Annotated in this window: 16 protein-coding genes; 5 read left to right on the top strand and 11 right to left on the bottom strand. The window is 64.7% G+C overall.

Translation table 11 applies throughout. The features are described from left to right. Positions 1–54: 54 nt before the first annotated feature. The 7 genes from WH367_RS18640 to WH367_RS18610 all read right to left on the bottom strand — a co-directional run bounded on the left by WH367_RS18640 (position 55) and on the right by WH367_RS18610 (position 6881). Positions 55–852: a MetQ/NlpA family ABC transporter substrate-binding protein gene (locus WH367_RS18640; protein ID WP_339537177.1), complete on the bottom strand. Its 798-nt coding sequence runs from the start codon at positions 850–852 to the stop codon at positions 55–57. Between the two features lie 110 nt (positions 853–962). Continuing rightward, positions 963–2081, bottom strand: a complete 1119-nt coding sequence (locus WH367_RS18635; RefSeq protein WP_339521236.1) for a DUF6817 domain-containing protein — start codon at positions 2079–2081, stop codon at positions 963–965. 143 nt (positions 2082–2224) lie between these two features. Further along, entirely contained in the window at positions 2225–2890 is a 666-nt protein-coding gene (locus WH367_RS18630) for a methionine ABC transporter permease (protein ID WP_021025822.1), read from the bottom strand. A gap of 20 nt (positions 2891–2910) precedes the next feature. Next, the gene (locus tag WH367_RS18625; protein WP_021025823.1) at positions 2911–3963 is read right to left on the bottom strand and encodes a methionine ABC transporter ATP-binding protein; all 1053 of its coding nucleotides are present in this window, start codon (positions 3961–3963) and stop codon (positions 2911–2913) included. Between the two features lie 177 nt (positions 3964–4140). Then, the gene (locus WH367_RS18620; RefSeq protein ID WP_339537176.1) at positions 4141–4836 is read right to left on the bottom strand and encodes a hypothetical protein; all 696 of its coding nucleotides are present in this window, start codon (positions 4834–4836) and stop codon (positions 4141–4143) included. A gap of 3 nt (positions 4837–4839) precedes the next feature. Next, positions 4840–5292: a DNA polymerase III subunit chi gene (locus WH367_RS18615; protein WP_339537175.1), complete on the bottom strand. Its 453-nt coding sequence runs from the start codon at positions 5290–5292 to the stop codon at positions 4840–4842. Between the two features lie 14 nt (positions 5293–5306). After that, positions 5307–6881: a leucyl aminopeptidase gene (locus WH367_RS18610; protein ID WP_312990280.1), complete on the bottom strand. Its 1575-nt coding sequence runs from the start codon at positions 6879–6881 to the stop codon at positions 5307–5309. Between the two features lie 23 nt (positions 6882–6904). Here WH367_RS18610 and lptF point away from each other — a divergent pair, with 23 nt between their 5' ends. Both lptF and lptG read left to right on the top strand, forming a co-directional pair. Next, positions 6905–8005, top strand: coding sequence for an LPS export ABC transporter permease LptF (gene lptF / locus WH367_RS18605; protein WP_339537174.1), 1101 nt, complete (start codon positions 6905–6907; stop codon positions 8003–8005). Next, positions 8002–9096 carry an LPS export ABC transporter permease LptG gene (gene lptG, locus WH367_RS18600; protein WP_021025827.1) on the top strand — a complete coding sequence of 365 codons (1095 nt, stop codon included), beginning with the start codon at positions 8002–8004 and terminating at the stop codon, positions 9094–9096. Before lptF ends, lptG begins: the two co-directional genes overlap by 4 nt. Before the next feature lie 111 nt (positions 9097–9207). On the opposite strand, the gene WH367_RS18595 is transcribed toward lptG, so the two are convergent. Further along, positions 9208–10326, bottom strand: a complete 1119-nt coding sequence (locus WH367_RS18595) for an HPP family protein (RefSeq protein ID WP_312990283.1) — start codon at positions 10324–10326, stop codon at positions 9208–9210. A 308-nt stretch (positions 10327–10634) separates the two neighbouring features. Here WH367_RS18595 and asd point away from each other — a divergent pair, with 308 nt between their 5' ends. Continuing rightward, positions 10635–11483 carry an archaetidylserine decarboxylase gene (gene asd, locus WH367_RS18590; RefSeq protein WP_339537173.1) on the top strand — a complete coding sequence of 283 codons (849 nt, stop codon included), beginning with the start codon at positions 10635–10637 and terminating at the stop codon, positions 11481–11483. Positions 11484–11535: 52 nt separating this feature from the next. On the opposite strand, the gene WH367_RS18585 is transcribed toward asd, so the two are convergent. Then, entirely contained in the window at positions 11536–12468 is a 933-nt protein-coding gene (locus tag WH367_RS18585) for a pseudouridine synthase (protein WP_339537172.1), read from the bottom strand. A 102-nt stretch (positions 12469–12570) separates the two neighbouring features. On the opposite strand from WH367_RS18585, the gene WH367_RS18580 reads away from it, so the two are divergent. Then, the gene (locus tag WH367_RS18580; protein WP_339537171.1) at positions 12571–13839 is read left to right on the top strand and encodes a purine-cytosine permease family protein; all 1269 of its coding nucleotides are present in this window, start codon (positions 12571–12573) and stop codon (positions 13837–13839) included. A gap of 19 nt (positions 13840–13858) precedes the next feature. Here WH367_RS18580 and WH367_RS18575 read toward each other — a convergent pair whose 3' ends face one another. Both WH367_RS18575 and WH367_RS18570 read right to left on the bottom strand, forming a co-directional pair. Then, positions 13859–15208, bottom strand: coding sequence for a 3-deoxy-D-manno-octulosonic acid transferase (locus WH367_RS18575; protein WP_339537170.1), 1350 nt, complete (start codon positions 15206–15208; stop codon positions 13859–13861). Positions 15209–15223: 15 nt separating this feature from the next. Next, positions 15224–16612, bottom strand: a complete 1389-nt coding sequence (locus WH367_RS18570) for a phosphomannomutase/phosphoglucomutase (protein ID WP_339521229.1) — start codon at positions 16610–16612, stop codon at positions 15224–15226. Positions 16613–16910: 298 nt separating this feature from the next. Between WH367_RS18570 and WH367_RS18565 the strand changes: the two genes are divergently transcribed. Then, complete coding sequence (locus WH367_RS18565; protein ID WP_339537169.1) at positions 16911–17861, top strand: DMT family transporter; 951 nt, start codon at positions 16911–16913, stop codon at positions 17859–17861. Positions 17862–17863: the final 2 nt, after the last annotated feature.

Here is a 17863-nt window from a genome sequence, read left to right as displayed (position 1 = left end):
AGCAAAAGCCTCGCAGTCCTAAACCGCGAGGCTTTTTGTTGTGCCTAGAGTCGCTTAGAAGCCAGGCATCACCGCACCCTTGAACTGGGTGTCGACAAACTTGCGAATCTCCTCGCTGTGGTAGGCCTTGACCAGCTTGGCCACCCAGGGCTGGTTCTTGTCCGCTTCGCGGATCACCAGGATGTTCACATAGGGGTTCTTGGCGTTTTCGACCACGATCGCGTCGGACTTGGGGTTCAGGCCCGCCGAGATCGCGAAGTTGGTATTGATCGCAGCGGCGTCCAGGTCATCGAGCGAGCGCGGCAGCTGAGCGGCATCCAGCTCGACAAAGCGCAGCTTCTTGGGGTTCTCGACCACATCCAGCGGCGTGGCCTTGAGGCCAGCGCTTTCCTTCAACTTGATCAGGCCATTGGCCTGCAGCAGCAGCAGCACACGGCCACCATTGGTCGGGTCATTGGGCAGGCCAAAGCGCGCGCCTTCCTTCAAGTCCTCGATCTTCTTGATCTTCTTGGAGTAGATACCGATCGGGAAATTGACGGTGTCGGCGGCGGCCACAAACTTGTAGCCCCGGTCCTTGATCTGGGCGTCCAGGTAGGGCTTGTGCTGGTAGCTGTTGGCATCGAGCTCACCGGACTGCAGCGCGGCATTGGGCTGGATGTAGTCGCTGAACTCGATGACCTTGATCTTCAGCCCGTCTTTTTCGGCGATCTTCTTGACCTGCTCCATGATCTGGCCATGCGGGCCAGCGGTCACACCGATCTTGATTTCCTTGTCTTGTGCGACTGCGGCGCCAGAGACACCGGCGGCCAAAGCCAGGGCCAGCACGGATTGCAGCAATGTACGTTTTTGCACGGGAGCGATACCTTTCAAATGCGATACCGAACTGTACGCCCGATTTTGCAACGCAACAAAGAACTTTTTGCCATTTGCTTACAACCCGCCCGCCGCTGCCGGGGCGCGTTTTACTCCGGCCGTAGTGCCACGTTGTTGAGTTTGTCCAGGCGCTCGGGCCAGTTGCCGTTCCTGGCGTGCTGCTGCAGGATGCGGGTCCAGGCGACCCAGGCATCCCATTGCACGCGCTTGTCCCAGGCATTGCCCCATTGGCTAAAGCACTGCAGCGCGCTGTCGGCAGCGGCCAGCGCATCGGCCTCGCGCCCGGCGCTGAGGTAAAGCTGGGCCAGCACCATCTGCGGCTCGCCCACCCAGGGGTTGAGCTGCACGGCCTGCTCCAGCACGCCGGTGGCCACATCCAGGTCCGTGAGCGGCTGGTCCTGCTGGATCACCGACCAGTAGAGCGACGCGGCCGCTGCATCGGCCGATGGACTCAGGCCCTGGCTGCAGTTGGCAAACACCGGCGGCGTGGGCAGCAGGCCCTGCAAGGCCGGGTGCTGCAAGGCCAGGCCCAGGCTGGCTATCTGCGACAGCATGCGGCCGCTGGGGCGCATCGGGCCGGGCCAGAGCGATGCCATCCAGTGCGCCTTTTGCGGGCGCTGGGGCACCTGCGGAAAGCTGGAGAAGATATCGTCCTGCCAGCTGAACCACTGCTCGATGGTGTCGGCCATGCTGACGATGATGAAGGCGGCCACGGTATAGGGCTCGACCCTGCGCGGCGCGCCCTGGTGGTCCAGCAGCACGGCGCCATCGGGCTCGATGGCGCCAGCCAGCACCTTCTGCACAAACTGGGCGCGCGAGAGAATGCAGAACTCGTAGACCAGCTGCTCGGCAGGCGCGCCCACCAGGGCGGCCAGCTGGCTGCGCTCGCTGCTGGCATCGAACTTGACCAGGTCCACAAAGGCATTGCCGTAGACGCTATGCAGCAGGCCCAGCAGCTTGACATCTTCCGGCTGCTGCCACAGCTGCAAGGTCCGCGTCACCCCCAGCAAATGGTGGCGAAAGGTGCCGGCCTTGTGCCAGTCCTGGCCCACATCGCGGGCCAGCACCACCGGCAAGGCCCGCGCCAGCACCGGGTGGGCGTGGATCCAGTTCTCGTCGAGCAAGGGCTTGGCCCGCAGCCATTGCGCGGGGTCCAGCGCCTGCAGTGGCAAGGCATGTGCGGTGGCAGTGGGCAAGGCGGCATTCATGGCAGTCTCCAAGGCGTGGGCAATGCGCCATTGTAGGCAGAGCCCAGAGCGCGCAATGCCCTTGGGTGACAGCCGCCGCTGGCCCCAAGCAAAAAGCCCATGGGCAGGGCACATGGGCTTTGGCGGCTGCTTGAGGCAGCGGATTACTTGTGGCTCAGGCGGCGCACGGCCCAGTCACCCAGGCTTTGCACCAGCTGCACAAAGATGATCAGGATGACCACCACCGCCAGCATGATGTCCGGCAGAAAGCGCTGGTAACCATAGCGGATACCCAGATCGCCCAGACCGCCGCCGCCAATGGCGCCGGCCATGGCCGAGTAGCCAGTCAGCGAGACAAAGCTGATGGTGAGGCCCGCAACAATGCCAGGCAGCGCCTCGGGCAGCAGCACCTTCCAGACGATTTGCCAGGAGGTTGCGCCCATGGCTTGCGCCGCTTCGACGAGGCCATGGTCCACTTCACGCAGCGAGGTCTCGACCAAGCGGGCGATGAAGGGCGCAGCAGCCAGGGTCAGCGGCACAATGGCCGCAGCCGTGCCGATGGACGAGCCAGTGATAAAGCGGGTGAACGGGATGATGGCGACCAGCAAGATGATGAAGGGCGTGGAGCGCACGGCATTCACCAGCCAGCCGACGATCTTGTTGGCAGCGCCGTTTTGCAGGATGCCGCCATGGTCCGTCAGGCGCAGGAACACGCCCAGCGGAATGCCGATCAGCGCGCCGGCCACGCCAGAAATACCGACCATGATCAGCGTTTCCCACAAGGACGTGGCAAACAGCTGCAGCATCATTTCAGAAAAATTCTCAAACATCGATGACCTCTTTGCGGGTGTTAAGCGGCCGAGGCCTCGGTATTGACTTCCTGCACCATCACGCCCGAGGCGCGCAGCGCTTCCACAGCCGCATGGAGCTGGGCCAGATCGCCGCTGGCGTAGACCGCCAGGAAGCCAAAGGTCTGGTCCTGGATCTCATCGACCTGGCCGTTGAGGATGCTCACATCCAGGCCAAAGTCACGGATCAGGCGCGAGAGGATGGGCTGGTAGGCCAGGTTGCCGGCATAGGACAGGCGCAGCAGCTTGCCCTGGCCGCTGGAGAGCGCGCCATTGAGGCTGCGCACCCGGTCGATGACGCTGGCAGGCAGCTCCTGGGGCACGATCTCGTCGATGAGGCTCTTGGTGATGGGTTGCTGGGGACGGGTGAAGACATCGATGACCGAGCCCATCTCGACGACCTTGCCAGCCTCCATCACCGCCACGCGGTCGGCGATCTGCTTGACCACCTGCATCTGGTGCGTGATCAGCACCACGGTCAGGCCCATGTCCTTGTTGATCTGCTTGAGCAGCGCCAACACCGAGCGGGTGGTTTCCGGGTCCAGCGCCGAGGTCGCCTCGTCGCTCAGCAGCACCTTGGGCTCGCTGGTCAATGCACGGGCAATGCCCACGCGCTGCTTTTGGCCGCCCGACAATTGCGCGGGGTAGCGGTCGCTCAGCGCAGCCAGGCCCACCAGGTCCAAGAGCGGGTCCACGCGCTTTTTGATGGCGGCCTTGCTCATGCCGGCCAGCTCCAGCGGCAGCGCGGCATTGTCAAACACCGTGCGCGAGGACAGCAGGTTGAAGTGCTGGAACACCATGCCGATCTCACGGCGCGCCGCACGCAGCTGCGCATCGTCCATCGCCGTCAGCTCCTTGCCATTGACCACCACCTGGCCGGTGGTCGGGCGGTTGAGCAGGTTGATATTGCGCACCAGCGAGCTCTTGCCCGCACCACTGCGTCCGATGATGCCAAACACTTCACCAGCGGCAATGCTCAGATCGACACCGCGCAGCGCATGGACCGGGCCGTTTTTGCCCGGGTAGGTTTGGGTGATACCCCGTAGTTCAATCATTGGAATAAAGAAAGCGCCCTGCAGCTTGAGGCGGGCGCTCGAAAAACCGTGAATAGCCGTACTGTAAGCGATGCGACAGACAGCCGCAAAGAACGAAATTTTAGTTCTTTACAACCGCCGGTTATTTCACCAGGTCTTTTTTGTCATCAAAAAGCAGATGAGCCGATGAGCGGAAGGCTAGCGTGGCGGGTTCTGGCTCTCGCGCAAAATGCGGGCCACCGCATCGGCCACCGCCTCGCGGATGGTGCTGTCAATCTCCAGCTGCAGCGACGATTGCAGCAAGGCCGTCTGCTGCTCCACCACCTTCAGCACGGCTGCCGACAGGCGCGTGTCCAAGGTCTCTTGCACACGCCGGGTGACGCGGCGGGTGATCGCGTCTTCCAGCGCCTGCGCCGTCTCGGCCGCGGACTCGACCAAGTGGCTGGTCGCATCCGACACGGCCATGCCCTCTCCGCCCAGCGCGTTTTGCACCAGGCCGGGGTTGCCCTGGCCATCGCTGTCATCCACCACCGCCCCAGCGCCTGCGGGCGGCAAGGCGGCCGCTGGGCCCACGCCCTGCACCATGTTGGGAAGGCTGTTGCTGTCCGCTGCAGGCGGATTGGGGGCAGCAACAGCTTGCGCGCCGCTGCCCAGGGGCAGTGCTGCATCGGCCTGCTGCGCCCAGCCGCTGTAGGTGGGCAGGTCGGCAATATCGGCAGCGGGCTGCGCCCACGCGCCCGAGGCCGGCACATCCACATCGCGGCGCCTGCGCAGCACATCCAGGCCAGGCGGTGTGCTGTCGGGCACCACCTGGGGCAGTGCGTCAGCGGCGTCCTGTGCGGCTTCCTCGGTCAGGGTGGGCACAAACTTGGGGGGGATTCTGGACTCGGTCATGGCTCAGTCCTCCGACTTCATCACCAGATCGCGGCGCTCGATGGCATAGCCCATGGCGGCATAGGCACGCCAGCGCGCCCTGGCCTGCTGCCGGTCCTGCTCGTCATCGGCGCTGACCACTTCAATCACCCGCTCGAAGCGGGTGACATCGGCGGGCATCTCCGCGCCCAGGTTCAGCAGCACACGGGTATGCGGCAGGCTGCCGGCCAGCTCGCTCAGCAGCACCGTGGGCGAGCGCTGCAGCACCTCGGGCTCTGCATCCCCCCGGCAGTGGGCCAGAAACTGGCTGGCACCGCCAAAGGACCACAGCGCCTCGTCGAGTTGGGCCACCATGGCCGGCTCGCCGAGCACCACCAGCGGAATATCCATGCGCTGGAGCTTGCGCGCCAGCTTGCAGGCATAGGCCAGCTTGCTGGGCGCGTTGAAGTGAAAGGCTACCGTCGTGGAGGTCGTCATAAGGCAGGCTGTGCTTACTGGGCGTCCGCCTTATCAGCGCCGTCCACATTGACTGCCGCCTTGCCGGGCTTGGCCGCTGCGGCAGGCTTGTCGGCCTTGCTGGCCTTGGCCGGCTTGACCGTCTTGGCCTGCTCGGCAGGTGCTGCGCCTTGGGCGCTGCCAAGCAGGTACTGCAGCAGCAAGCCCACGGGGCGGCCGGTGGCGCCCTTCTTGGCGCCGCTGCGCCAGGCGGTGCCGGCGATATCCAGGTGCGCCCAGGCCATGCTGCCGACAAAGCGTTGCAGGAACTTGGCGGCCGTGATGGCGCCGGCCGGCCGGCCGCCGACATTGGCCACATCGGCAAAGTTGGTCTTCAGGCCTTCGGCGTATTCGTCATCGAGCGGCATGCGCCAGCAAGTGTCTTGCGCCTGCTCGCCAGCGGCTTGCAAGGCCTGGGCCAGCGCGTCGTTGTTCGAGAACAGGCCGCTGCGCTGCGCGCCCAGCGCAATCACGCAGGCACCGGTCAAGGTCGCGATATCGACCACGGCGCTGGGCGAGAAACGCTCGGCATAGGTCAGCGCATCGCAGAGCACGAGGCGGCCTTCAGCGTCGGTGTTCAGGATCTCGATGGTCTGGCCGCTCATGCTGGTGACCACATCACCGGGCTTGACCGCGCCGCCATCGGGCATGTTTTCGCAGGCGGGGATCAGGCCGACCACATTGATCTCGGGCTTGAGTTCAGCCAGCGCACGGAAGGTGCCCAGCACGCTGGCAGCGCCCCCCATGTCGTACTTCATCTCGTCCATGTCGCCCGCAGGCTTGATGGAGATGCCACCGGTGTCGAAGGTGATGCCCTTGCCCACCAGCACCACCGGTTGGCTGTCCTTGTCGGCGCCGTGGTAGTGCAGCTCGATAAAGCGCAGCGGCTCCTTGGAGCCCTGTGCCACGGCGATGAAGGCGCCCATGCCCAGCTTGGCCACATCTTCGGGCTTGTGGATCTTGCACTTGATGCGCTTGTGCTCTTCGGCCAGCGATTCGGCCGCATCGGCCAGCAGCTTGGGCGTGGCGTAGTTCGCAGGGCGGTTGGCCCATTCACGGGCAAAGGCCACGCCCTGGGCGGTGGCCTTTGCCACCTCAAAAGCGCGCTCCAGCTCTGGTGCATTGGGCGCGCCCAGCACCACGGACTTGAGCGCCACGGCCTTGGCCGATGGCTTGGTGGTGCGGTAGAGGTAGGCGCTGTCGGCCAGGCATTGCAGCAGCGCATGCAGGGAGGCGCCCGCCAGCGGCTGGGCGCTCACAACGGCTGCGCGCTCGATGCCCTCGCGCGTCAGCGGGCCAGAGACGGCCGCCAGCGCCTGGCGCACCGCCTGCGGCGAGCCATCCCCAATGCCCAGCAGCAACAAATGCCGGGCTTCGATGGCGGGCACCGCATACATGGCCAGCAACTTGCCGGTTTTTGCCTCAAAATCACCATTTTTCTGCGCGTGCGCAATCAGGGTGGACAATGCATCACTGGTTTTGGGCTGCTTGTCAGCCACCAAGACGACCAGCAGGTCGCCAGACTGCAATGCGGCCGAAGCCAAATCCAGAGTTTTGAGTTCAAAGTTCATAATCGGTGCTTTCCTTCTCGCCAATGTTATTCGATTCCTCGATCCGTAAAGAGCTATCCCGCAGCTTTGGTGCCACCTTGGTGGTGCTGGTGACTGTGGTGATGACGATGATGCTCATCAAAGTGCTGGGCCAGGCCTCGCGTGGCAGCGTCAACCCTTCCGATGTGTTGCTGGTGATGGGCTACACCGTGCTGGGCCAGCTGCCCACCATTTTGAGCCTCTGCCTTTTCATTGCGGTGGTGGCGACTTTGTCGCGCATGTACCGCGACAGTGAAATGGCCGTGTGGTTCAGCAGTGGTCAAAGTCTGCTGAGCTTTCTGCGCCCGCTGATGCGCTTTTCCTGGCCCATCATGGTCGTCATTGCCGTGCTGGCCTTGCTGGTATGGCCCTGGGCCAACCAGCAGATTGTGCAGCTTCGCGCGCAATATGAACAGCGCGGTGACGTCGACCGCATCGCACCGGGGGAATTTCAGGAGTCGTCCGACGGCTCGCGCGTGTTCTTCATCGACCGCGACCGCAACTCGGACCTAGAAGCAAGCAATGTCTTTATCGTGACCAACGAAGAGAAGAAGGACACCGTGACCAGCGCCAAGAGCGCCCACCTTGAAGTGCAGGAAAACGCCCGCGTTGCCGTGCTCAATGACGGCCAGCGCATCGAAAAAACCAAGGACAACCCCGGCCTGAAGGTCAGCGACTTCAAGGAATACGGCACCCGTATCGGCAGCGCCGCCACGATTGACCCGAATGACATGGGCGCGGTGAAGAACATCCCCACGCGCCAGCTGATGGCCAGTGCAGAGCCCCGCCTGCTGGGCGAGCTGGGTTACCGCCTGGGCCTGGCGATTGCCGCGATCAATTTTGTCGTGTTGGGCCTGGCCATGGCCAGCGTCAACCCGCGCGCAGGCCGCAGCAGCAGCCTGGTGTTCGCCCTGTTTGCCTTTATCGTCTATTACAACCTCATGACCTTTGCCCAGAACTGGGTGTCTTCGGGCAAAGCCTCGCTGCCGCTCTCCTTCGTCCTGATCCACGGCTTGACGGCGCTGCTCGCCTGGACCTTGCTGCTCAGCCGCAACCAGCAGTTCTCGCTGCTGCAATGGGCACGCCGCCAGGGGAGCCGCGCATGAAGACCTTTCGCAAAATGATCTACCGGGACATTGCCGTGACCGTCGGCTTTGTCACCCTCGCCTTTCTGGCGCTGTTCTTTTTCTTTGACCTGGTCGACGAGTTCCGCTGGATCGGCACCGGCACCTATGAGCTCAAGGATGCGCTGTTGAGCGTGGCGCTCAACATCCCCAACCATATCTATGAGCTGCTGCCCATCACCGTGCTGATCGGCACCATCTTTGTGATGGCGCGCATGGCGCAGACTTCCGAGTTCACTATTTTGCGCACCAGTGGCCTGGGCCCCTGGCAGGCGCTGGGCAGCCTGCTGAGCATTGGCCTGGCCTTTGTCGTGCTGACCTTTGCGATTGGCGACTATGTGGCGCCTGCCGGTGAGCAGGCCAGCCAGCTGGTGCGCGCGCAGCGCTTTGGCCAGCTGAGCACGGGCCGCACTGGCGCCTGGCTGCGCGAGAAGCGCGAGGACGGCATGGCCGCGATCAATGTGCGCGCCATCTCGCCCGAAGGCGATCTGCAGCGCGTGCGGGTCTACAACTTCGACGACCAGGGCCGCATCCAGATGCAGCTCACCGCCGCTGGCGGCAAATTTGGCAATGGCGTCTGGCACCTGCACCATATCCAGGAGCAGCGCTACTACCTGGGCGACCAGCGCCAGGCGCGTGTCGAGGTCAAGAACCTGGAGACCCTGGACTGGCCCACTGCGGTGACCAGCAGCATGGTCGCTGCCGCCGTGCTCAAGCCCGACCAGATGAGCACCTACGACCTCTTCCTCTACGTGAGCCATTTGCAGGCCAATGGCCAAAGCGCACAGCGCTACGAGATCGAGCTGTGGCGCAAGGTGTTCTACCCCATCAGCTGCCTGGTGATGGTCGTGCTCGCCCTGCCCTTTGCCTACCTGCATTTCCGCTCGGGCGGCATCACCGGCTATGTGTTTGGCGGCGTGATGGCCGGTATCAGCTTCTTCCTGCTCAACAACGTGTTTGGCTTTGCCGGCAACCTGCAGAACTGGCACCCGATGCTGACCGCTGCGGCGCCGGGGCTGATCTACTCACTGCTGTCGCTGGGCGCCTTCAGCTGGCTGGTGCTGCGAAGGTAGCGGGGCCACGCGCCCCGCTCCACACCCAGGACGGCTCTACGCATCCTGAAGCACAAAGCCCTGCTGTCGCAGGGCTTTGTTTTGGGCCATGCCCATCACCCAACGTTCGCCTCAGGTGTCTTCGTGCGGCAGCGACAGCGCCGCTGCCATCTCGCGCACCAGGTCAGTCTGGGAGATGATTCCCACCAGCTTGCCCTGCCGATTGACAACGGGTACATGGTGAAGCTTGGCGCGCGAGAAGATCGCAATCAGGTCAACCAGGCGGTCATAGCTGCCCACCTTGGAGACCTCGGCCGTCATCAGCTCGCCCACCAACTGGCCGGCGTCCTTCTTGCGCAGCACCCAGTGCTTGAGCTTGCTGCTGAGGGCAGCCGGGGTGGCGGTCAGCGCATGGTTGAGCAGATCGGTGGCGGTGATGATGCCCACCACCCGCTGCGCCTCATCGACCACTGGCAAGGCCTTGACCCCATGCTGCTGCATCAGGGCCCAGGCATCCTTGACGCTGCTCTGCGGCCGCGTCGCATGCACCGGGTGGGACATCACATCCTCGCAGCGCACATTGCCCAAGGTGCGCTTGAAGGCCGCCTGGCTTGCGCCTTGCAGCAGCGCTTCCAGATCGGCGCGGCTGACATCGAGCACGCCGTTGAAGCGCTCCAGCGCCTCATCCAGATCGCTGCCCTCGATGCGTGCGCTGGATTCGCGCGAGGCTTGCGCGGCCTGCGCCTTCTGGCTGTGCTGGGGTGCGGGGTAGCGCTTGCCGGTCATGCGGTTGTAGGCCGTGGCCAACAGCACCAGAACGACCAGGTTCAGCGCCACGGGGTTGAGCAGCACCGATACATCGTGCCAGCCCTGAATCGCCATCCACATGGCCAGCGCAGCGCCCGGTGGGTGCAGGCAGCGCAGCACCACCATCACCATGATGGCCAGGCCCACCGCCACGGCGGCAGCCAGCAGCGGATCGGGAAACACCAGCACGGCCACCCAGCCCGCCAGCGCCGACAGCATCGAGCCGCCGATCACCGGCCAGGGCTGGGCCATGGGGCTCGACGGCGTGCCGATCAGCAGCAGGGCACTGGCGCCCATCGCGGCAAACAGCCAGGGGCTGTGGTCATGCTGACCCCAGGTCTGGCTGGCCATGCCTGTGAGCCAAAGCACGACCATCGCGCCCACGACCATGCGCGCCAGCTCCAGCCCGTTGACATGCGCGGCCGACGGCAGAAAGTTGCGCAACCACAGCTGCAGCCGGGCGCGGCGGCTGACTGTGCCTGGCGCAGATGCTGGTTGGGACGGAGGACGTGCTGGAGACATGGCGAGACAGAAGGCGAGCTGAAAGCTGGAGGTCCGTCATCATAATCAGGCGCCGGACTACAAGCACAGCTGCCACTGTCGCCCCTGCTGGCAGCATCGGCATCCAAGCCCAGGCATTTGGCGACAAATTGTCAGCATATGGCCGACAAAAGCTGCATTTCACAACGCAATTTGTCATGGGTACGACACAGTGTCGATAGAATCGGCGGTTTACTGTGACGGCCCTGACCATGCGCGATCGAATTGCTGTTTTGCCCCAATACCTGCTGCCCAAGAAATGGATGACCGCGCTGGCCGGCACATTGGCATCGGCAGAGCTGGGCGGCGCAACCACCCGCTTTATCCGCTGGTTTGTTGGCAAGTACCAGGTCAACATGGATGAAGCGGCGCAGCCCGATATTGCGCAGTACAAGAGCTTCAACGACTTCTTCACCCGCGAGTTGCGCGCCGGCGTGCGCCCCATGGCCCAGGCCGACCTGGTCTGCCCCGTCGATGGCGCCATCAGCCAGTGCGGTGCGATTGCGCAGGACCAGATCTTCCAGGCCAAGGGCCACAGCTACAGCACCGCCGCCTTGCTCGGCGGCGATGCGCAGCTGGCCGCGCAGTTCAACAACGGCCAGTTCGCCACCATCTACCTCAGCCCGCGCGACTACCACCGCATCCACATGCCCTTGCGCGCCAAGCTGCAAAAGATGGTCTATGTGCCCGGTGACCTGTTCTCCGTGAACCCGCTGACCGCGCGCGGCGTGCCCGGCCTGTTTGCCCGCAATGAGCGCGTGGTCTGCGTGTTTGAATCGCGCATTGGCCCCGTCGTGATGGTGCTAGTGGGCGCAACGATTGTCGGCAGCATGTCCACCACCTGGCACGGCCAGGTGAACCCGCCCCGCTCGCGCAAGATTCGCAGCTGGGACTACCAGACCCAGCCCATTGTGCTGGAGCAAGGCGATGAGATGGGCCGCTTTTTGCTGGGCTCGACCATCGTGCTGCTGCTGCCCGAAGGCAAAAGCGCCTTTAATGCCGACTGGGCCGCGGCCAAGCCGGTGCAATTGGGCGAGGCCATGGGGTCGTTCAGCCGCTAAGGCCAACTACCCTACCCTTACCACAAGCCGCCGCTGGGCGGCTTGGTTGCTGCTAGTCAGCCAGGGGCAGCAACTGGCGCCGGCTGCGAAACACATGCGCCTGCCCCGTGACCGGATCGCTAAAGCGCAGCTCACGCGCGAGCAGCTGCAAGGGCCGCGAGAAGTCGCCCTCGGGCGGGTCATTGACCTCGGGGTAGAACGCATCGTTGCGGATCGGCAGACCCAGGGCCGCCATGTGCACGCGCAGCTGGTGGCGTTTGCCGCTGACGGGTTTCAAGGCATAACGCGCCCAGGCGCCCTGCTGCTCCAGCAGCGCCATATGGCTGTGGCTGTTGGGCTCGCCTGGCACCTCATGCATCAGAAAAAAACGCTGGCTCTCTTCCATGCGGCTGCGGTGCTCACGCGGAAACACCAGGTCCGCCCGCCAGGGCGCCACCGCCTCATAGCGCTTGTCCATCGCCCGGTCACGAAACAGGGCCTGGTACTGGCCACGCGTGGCCGCATCCTTGGACAGCAGCAGCAGGCCGGCGGTATCGCGGTCGATGCGGTGCAGCGGTGAGAGATGGGCATTGCCGGTCGCATTTTTCAGCCGCACCAGCAAGGAGTTCTGCACATATTTGCCCGTCGGCAGCACCGGCAGAAAATGCGGCTTGTCCACCAGCAGCAGGCGCTCGTCCTCGTACAGCACCTCGGCATCGAAAGGAATGGGCAGCTCCTGCTCGACCTTGCGCCAGTAGTACACCCGCATGCCGGGCACATAGACCTGCGCCGGCCCCAAGGTCTGGCGTGCGCCATCGACCACATCGCCCGCCTGCAGGCGTTCGAGCCACTGCGCAGCGCTGACCAGCGGCAGGCGCTGGGCCAGAAAGTCCAGCAGCAGGCCCTCTCCGCGCGAGGGCAGCACCACGCAGCTGGGGCTCACGCCGTCGCGCATCCAGGTAGAAGGGTCCGTCTGTATCGTCATCTCGCAGGCGATTGTAGTCATCTCTTTAGGGGCATGAAGGCTGGGCACAATAGCCGCACTTGCAGGCGCCCGGACTGCCTTGCACTGCAACCTAACTACAAGCACTTCAAACAATAACAGGCCATGACCGCCAACGCTTCTTCCGCCTCCAACTTCGCCCTCCATCCCGTCGCTCAAGAGGAGCGTGTTTTCAACGGCTGGCATCTGGCCTCGCTGTGGTTCAGCCTGGGCGTGGGCCTGCTGGTGATGCAGGTGGGTGCCTATTTGATGCCAGCGCTGTCCACGTCTGAGGCACTGATGGCCATTGTGGGCGGCTCGGTCGTGGGGGCGGGTCTGCTCGCCTGGGTGGGCAAGATCGGCTGCGACACGGGGCTGTCGAGCGCCGGACTGATCCACCATGTCTATGGCCGCCACTTTGCCAAGCTGCCGGTGCTGCTCAATATCGTGCAGCTGCTGGGCTGGGGCGCGTTCGAGCTGGTGGTGATGCGCGAATCGACCGTGGCCATTGGCCGCCAGGCCGGTGGCATGCAGGCCGCGTACTGGCCCTGGCTGGCCACCTTGCTCTGGGGTGGCCTGCTGGTGGCACTGATGACGGGCTCCATGGTGCGGCTGGTGCGCCAGCTGATCGCGCGCGTCGCGCTGCCGCTGGTGGTGCTGTCGCTGCTGTGGCTGAGCTGGCAGTTTGTCGGCATGGCCTTGCAGCAAGGCCTGCCTGCGTTGTGGAGCCGGCCAGGAGCGGGCGGCATGGGCGTGATGCCCGCGCTCGACCTGGTGGTGGCCATGCCCATCTCCTGGCTGCCGCTGGTGGCCGACTATGCCCGCTACGGGCGCAATGGCCGCAGCGCCATGGCCGGCACCTGGATTGGTTTTGGCATTGCCAATATCTGGTGCTATGCACTGGGCGTGCTGGTGGCTCTGGTGCTGCCCAGCACCGACCTGGTCGCCGCCTTGCTGCTGGCCCAGGGCGGTTTGATCGCACTATCACTGGTGCTGCTGGACGAAGTGGACAATGCCTATGGCGATGCCTACTCGGGCGCGGTATCGGCCCACAGCCTGCTGCCGCGCTGGGGTGTGCGCGGCTGGGGCATTGCGATGGCGGTGTGCAGCACGGCGCTCGCCATGGTGCTGCCGATGCACAGCCTCGAGCCCTTTTTGCTGATCCTGAGTTCCGTCTTTGTGCCGCTGTTTGGCGTGATTTTGGGCCGGCTGTCCTGGGGCGGTTACCAGCCCGCCCGCACGCAGGCCGGCGTGCACCTGCTGCCGCTGGCCCTGTGGCTGGGCGGCATCGCGCTCTACCACGGCCTGGCCGCCTGGGCGCCGCAAGCGGGATCGGCCTTGCCAACCCTGGCGCTGAGCTTTGTGCTGGCCTTTGCCACCCGCCCCAAGGCATGAACGCCAGCCCGAAAAAGGTTTAGACGGAATCCTCGTCAAACAGCGAGGCCTCAAAGCTGGAATTGACAAAGCCGTCTGTCGACTCCAACACCGCGGCCACCAGCTGCGCGGTGGTCTTCGCTGCGCCCCGGTGCGCCTGGGCGAACTGCAGTGCCGCGCGGCGCATGCGGCTGTGGCGGCTCGTATCACTGGCAATGGCCACGGCCTGCTGCAGGCCCTCGTCCATGCCTGGCACGCGCAAGCTGGCACCGGCCTGCACGCTGCTGTCCGCCGCCTGCGCAAAATTGAAGGTATGCGGCCCCATGACGACCGGGCAGCCGCAAGCGGCCGCCTCAATCAGGTTCTGGCCGCCCAGCGGCGCAAAGCTGCCGCCCAGCAAGGCCACATCGGCCAGTCCGTAGTACAGCTGCATCTCGCCCATGCTGTCGCCCAGCCAGACATCGGCGGGCTCGGGCCCGCTCTGCCACTGGCTGCGGCGCGATACCTGCAAACCGGCGCCCTGCAGCAGCTGCACAATCTCGTCAAAACGCTGCGGGTGGCGCGGCACCAGCAGCCATTGCACGCTTGCGGCGGCTTGCGGGTCGCTGCCGCGCAGCTGCGCCAGTGCCTCTAACCACAAGGCCTCTTCGCCCTCACGGCTGCTGGCCAGCATCACCACCGGTTTGCCCGCCGCCTGGTGCCAGGCCTGGCCCTGGGCCAGTTGCGCCGCATCGGGCTCGACATCGAATTTAAGATTGCCCAGCACCGCAGTCACCTCGGCGCCAGCGGCGCGCAGCCGGCCGGCATCGGCCTCGGTCTGCGCGATCACCGAGCGCAGGCTGCGGTAGGCCGGGCGCGCGAGCCAAGCCAGGCGCTGGGCGCCGCGCAGCGATTTCTCATTGAGTCGGGCATTGGCCAGCACCAGCGGTACATGTTCGCGCTGGCAGCCAGCGGCCAGCCCCGGCCACATCTCCGTCTCCATGAGGATGCCGATGGTGGGGCGGAAATGGCGCAAAAAGGCGCTGACACTGGCACGGTCATCCCAGGGCTGCCAGACCTGGATATCGCCAGGCAGCAGCAGCTTTTGCCCCTCTTCACGGCCGGTGGCCGTGCCATTGGTCAAAAGCAGGCGCAAGGCCGGTATCTGCAGCCGCAGCTCGCGCAGCAAGATGGCAGCCGCCCGCGTCTCGCCCAGCGATACCGCATGGATCCAGACCAGCGGCATCTCAGGCACGGCCTGGTAGCGCGGCAGGTCGCCGTAATCGCCAAAGCGCTGCTCCACCATCTGGGCGTAGCCGGGCTCCTGCACCGCGCGGCGCGCCAGCTTGCGCCGCACCAGCGGGCGGGCAAGCCTTGCGACCCAGCCGTAGAGCGTCAGGCTCAGACCCATGGATGCGGCCGCGCCTTAGTGCGACGCACTGCCAATGACGGCATCGGGCTTGACCTTGAGCAGCAGCGCCTTCATCTCGTTCTGGATGCGGTGCAGCGCTGCCTGGGTATGGCCTTCAAAGCGCAGCACCAGCACGGGCGTGGTGTTGCTGGCACGGATCAGGCCAAAACCATCGGGCCAGTCCACGCGCAGGCCATCAATGGTGTTGATCTGGGCCGGCGCACTGAACACATCGGCCGCCATCTCCTGGAGCTGGGCGCTCAGCTTGTGCGGCTCGCCCTCCTGGCATTCCACATTGAGCTCAGGCGTGCTGTAGCTGCTGGGCAGCGCATGCAGCAGCGCGCAAGGGTTCTGGGCCTTGCTCAGAATCTCCAGCAGGCGGCAGCCGGCGTAGGTACCGTCATCAAAGCCGTACCAGCGCTCCTTGAAGAAGATATGGCCGCTCATCTCGCCGCCCAAGGGCGCATTGGTCTCGCGCATGCGCGCCTTGATGAGCGAATGCCCGGTCTTGTACATCACCGGTTTGCCGCCGGCCGCCTCAATGGCCGGCGCCAGGCGCTGCGAGCACTTGACGTCATAGACAATCTCACCACCGGGCACGCGCGATAGCACGTCCTGGGCAAACAGCATCATCTGGCGATCGGGGAAAATATTCTGCCCATCCTTGGTCACGATGCCCAGGCGGTCGCCATCGCCATCAAACGCCAGGCCCAGTTCCGCATCACCGGTCTGCAGTGACTCGATCAGGTCACGCAGGTTCTCGGGCTTGCTGGGGTCGGGATGGTGGTTGGGGAAGTTGCCATCGACCTCGGAGAACAGCTCGGTCACCTCGCAGCCCAGCGCGCGGAAGATGCCCGGCGCGGTGGCACCGGCAATGCCGTTGCCACTGTCCACGACGATCTTCATCGGGCGCGCCAGCTTGATGTCCGAGACGATGCGCTCGACATAGGCGGCCGTCACATCGGCCTGGCGCAGCTTGCCGCCACCCTGGAAGCGCCAGCATTCCTTCTCCATGATCTGGCGCAGTTTCTGGATCTCTTCGCCATAGATGGCGCGGCCGGCCAGCACCATTTTGAAGCCGTTGTAGTCCTTGGGGTTGTGGCTTCCGGTCACCTGGATGCCGCTGTGGCACAAGGTGCTGGCGGCAAAGTACAGCATCGGCGTGGTCACGCGCCCCACATCGATGACCTCGATACCGGCTTCCACCAGGCCTTGCATCAGCGCGCGGCTGAGCGCATCGCCTGACAGGCGTCCATCACGCCCCACGGCGACCACCAGCTCGCCAGCGGCAATCGCCTGCTGGCCAAAGGCCCGGCCCAGCTTCAGTGCCACGCTCTCGTTGAGCGTGCTCGGCACAACGCCGCGGATGTCATAGGCTTTGAAGATTGCAGAAGAAATCGGCACAGAACTCACCTTGTTGTTGGCGCAAAACAGGCATGAAAAACGGCCTCTGTCAGAAGCCGCGCCTTTGCTGCGAGACAGCTATTGTAGGCACGCTCGAGGCGATGGCCGGCCAGTTGTCCATATGGCGACCAGGGCGCCGCGCTGCCAGACGCACAATGGGACCCAGCCAGACGCGGGTTTGCCGCGCCGACGCTGCGCTTTCACGGCTCCTTGCACGGCGCGCATCAATACACCGCAAGAATGTCACCAATGGCAAGCACGGTGCCCGCTAGCATGCTGTCTGCCCTTGCGAGATCCTATGCGCCCCACCCCATCCTCTGCTGCTGCGTCTGTCCCTAGCCCCACCCTTGCCTCGGCTGCGCCGAGCGCCAGCCGCTGGCTACCCCCCTTTGTGCTGCTGGCGGTGCTCTGGGGCGCGTCCTTTCTGTTCATGCGCCTGGGCGCCTCGCAGTTTGGCGCGGTGCCCACGGCCGGCTTGCGCGTCATCCTGGCTGCGCTGTTTTTGCTACCGCTGATGCTGCTGCGCGGCGAATGGCCCGCGCTGCGCCAGCACTGGAAGCCGGTGCTGTTCTCGGGCATCATCAATTCGGCCATTCCTTTCTCGCTGTTCGCCTATGCGGTGGTCTATATGCCCACGGGCATGGCCTCGGTGCTCAATGCCTGCGCCCCGCTGTTTGGCGCCTTGGTGGCCTGGCTCTGGCTGGGCGACCGCATCACCGGCCTGCGCGTCACCGGCCTGCTGATCGGCTTTACGGGCGTGGCCCTGCTCGCGCTGCATGACAAGCCCGCCACCGCAGGCGCGGCCAGCTGGAGCGCCTATGCCGCGATCGCCGCCTGCCTCTGTGCATCACTGAGCTATGGCGTGGCTGCCAGTTTCGCCAAGCGCTACCTGGTGGGCGTGCCGCCCCTGGCCACTGCCACCGGCAGCATGGTCGGCGCCAGCCTCTGCCTGCTGATCCCGACGATTGTGATGTGGCCCAGCCAGACGCCGTCCTGGGGCTCGTGGTTGGCCGTCGCGGCCCTGGCGCTGCTGTGCACCAGCGTGGCCTATATCCTGTATTTCCACATCATCCAGACGGCCGGCCCCAGCCGCGCGATTGCGGTCACCTTTTTGGCGCCAGTGTTTGCGCTGGTCTATGGCAACTGGTTTTTGGCAGAACCCATCACCGCCTGGATGCTGGGCTGCGGCGCCGTCGTGATTGGCGGCACCATGCTGTCAACGGGGCTTATTGGCCGCAAGCGGGCCTGAGC

This window comes from Comamonas sp. MYb21 (assembly GCF_037479395.1).
Classification (GTDB): Bacteria; Pseudomonadota; Gammaproteobacteria; order Burkholderiales; family Burkholderiaceae_C; genus Comamonas.
Note: the sequence above shows the minus strand (reverse complement) of the source record. Positions and strands in the feature narration are given on the sequence as shown.

Coding starts and splice junctions, on each gene's coding strand:
- WH367_RS18630 (WP_021025822.1), bottom strand. CDS start 2,890: ATGTTTGAGAATTTTTCTGAAATGATGCTGCAGCTGTTTGCCACGTCC.
- WH367_RS18615 (WP_339537175.1), bottom strand. CDS start 5,292: ATGACGACCTCCACGACGGTAGCCTTTCACTTCAACGCGCCCAGCAAG.
- WH367_RS18625 (WP_021025823.1), bottom strand. CDS start 3,963: ATGATTGAACTACGGGGTATCACCCAAACCTACCCGGGCAAAAACGGC.
- WH367_RS18575 (WP_339537170.1), bottom strand. CDS start 15,208: ATGGGTCTGAGCCTGACGCTCTACGGCTGGGTCGCAAGGCTTGCCCGC.
- WH367_RS18585 (WP_339537172.1), bottom strand. CDS start 12,468: ATGACTACAATCGCCTGCGAGATGACGATACAGACGGACCCTTCTACC.
- lptF (WP_339537174.1), top strand. CDS start 6,905: ATGTTATTCGATTCCTCGATCCGTAAAGAGCTATCCCGCAGCTTTGGT.
- WH367_RS18565 (WP_339537169.1), top strand. CDS start 16,911: ATGCGCCCCACCCCATCCTCTGCTGCTGCGTCTGTCCCTAGCCCCACC.
- lptG (WP_021025827.1), top strand. CDS start 8,002: ATGAAGACCTTTCGCAAAATGATCTACCGGGACATTGCCGTGACCGTC.
- WH367_RS18635 (WP_339521236.1), bottom strand. CDS start 2,081: ATGAATGCCGCCTTGCCCACTGCCACCGCACATGCCTTGCCACTGCAG.
- asd (WP_339537173.1), top strand. CDS start 10,635: ATGCGCGATCGAATTGCTGTTTTGCCCCAATACCTGCTGCCCAAGAAA.
- WH367_RS18620 (WP_339537176.1), bottom strand. CDS start 4,836: ATGACCGAGTCCAGAATCCCCCCCAAGTTTGTGCCCACCCTGACCGAG.
- WH367_RS18580 (WP_339537171.1), top strand. CDS start 12,571: ATGACCGCCAACGCTTCTTCCGCCTCCAACTTCGCCCTCCATCCCGTC.
- WH367_RS18610 (WP_312990280.1), bottom strand. CDS start 6,881: ATGAACTTTGAACTCAAAACTCTGGATTTGGCTTCGGCCGCATTGCAG.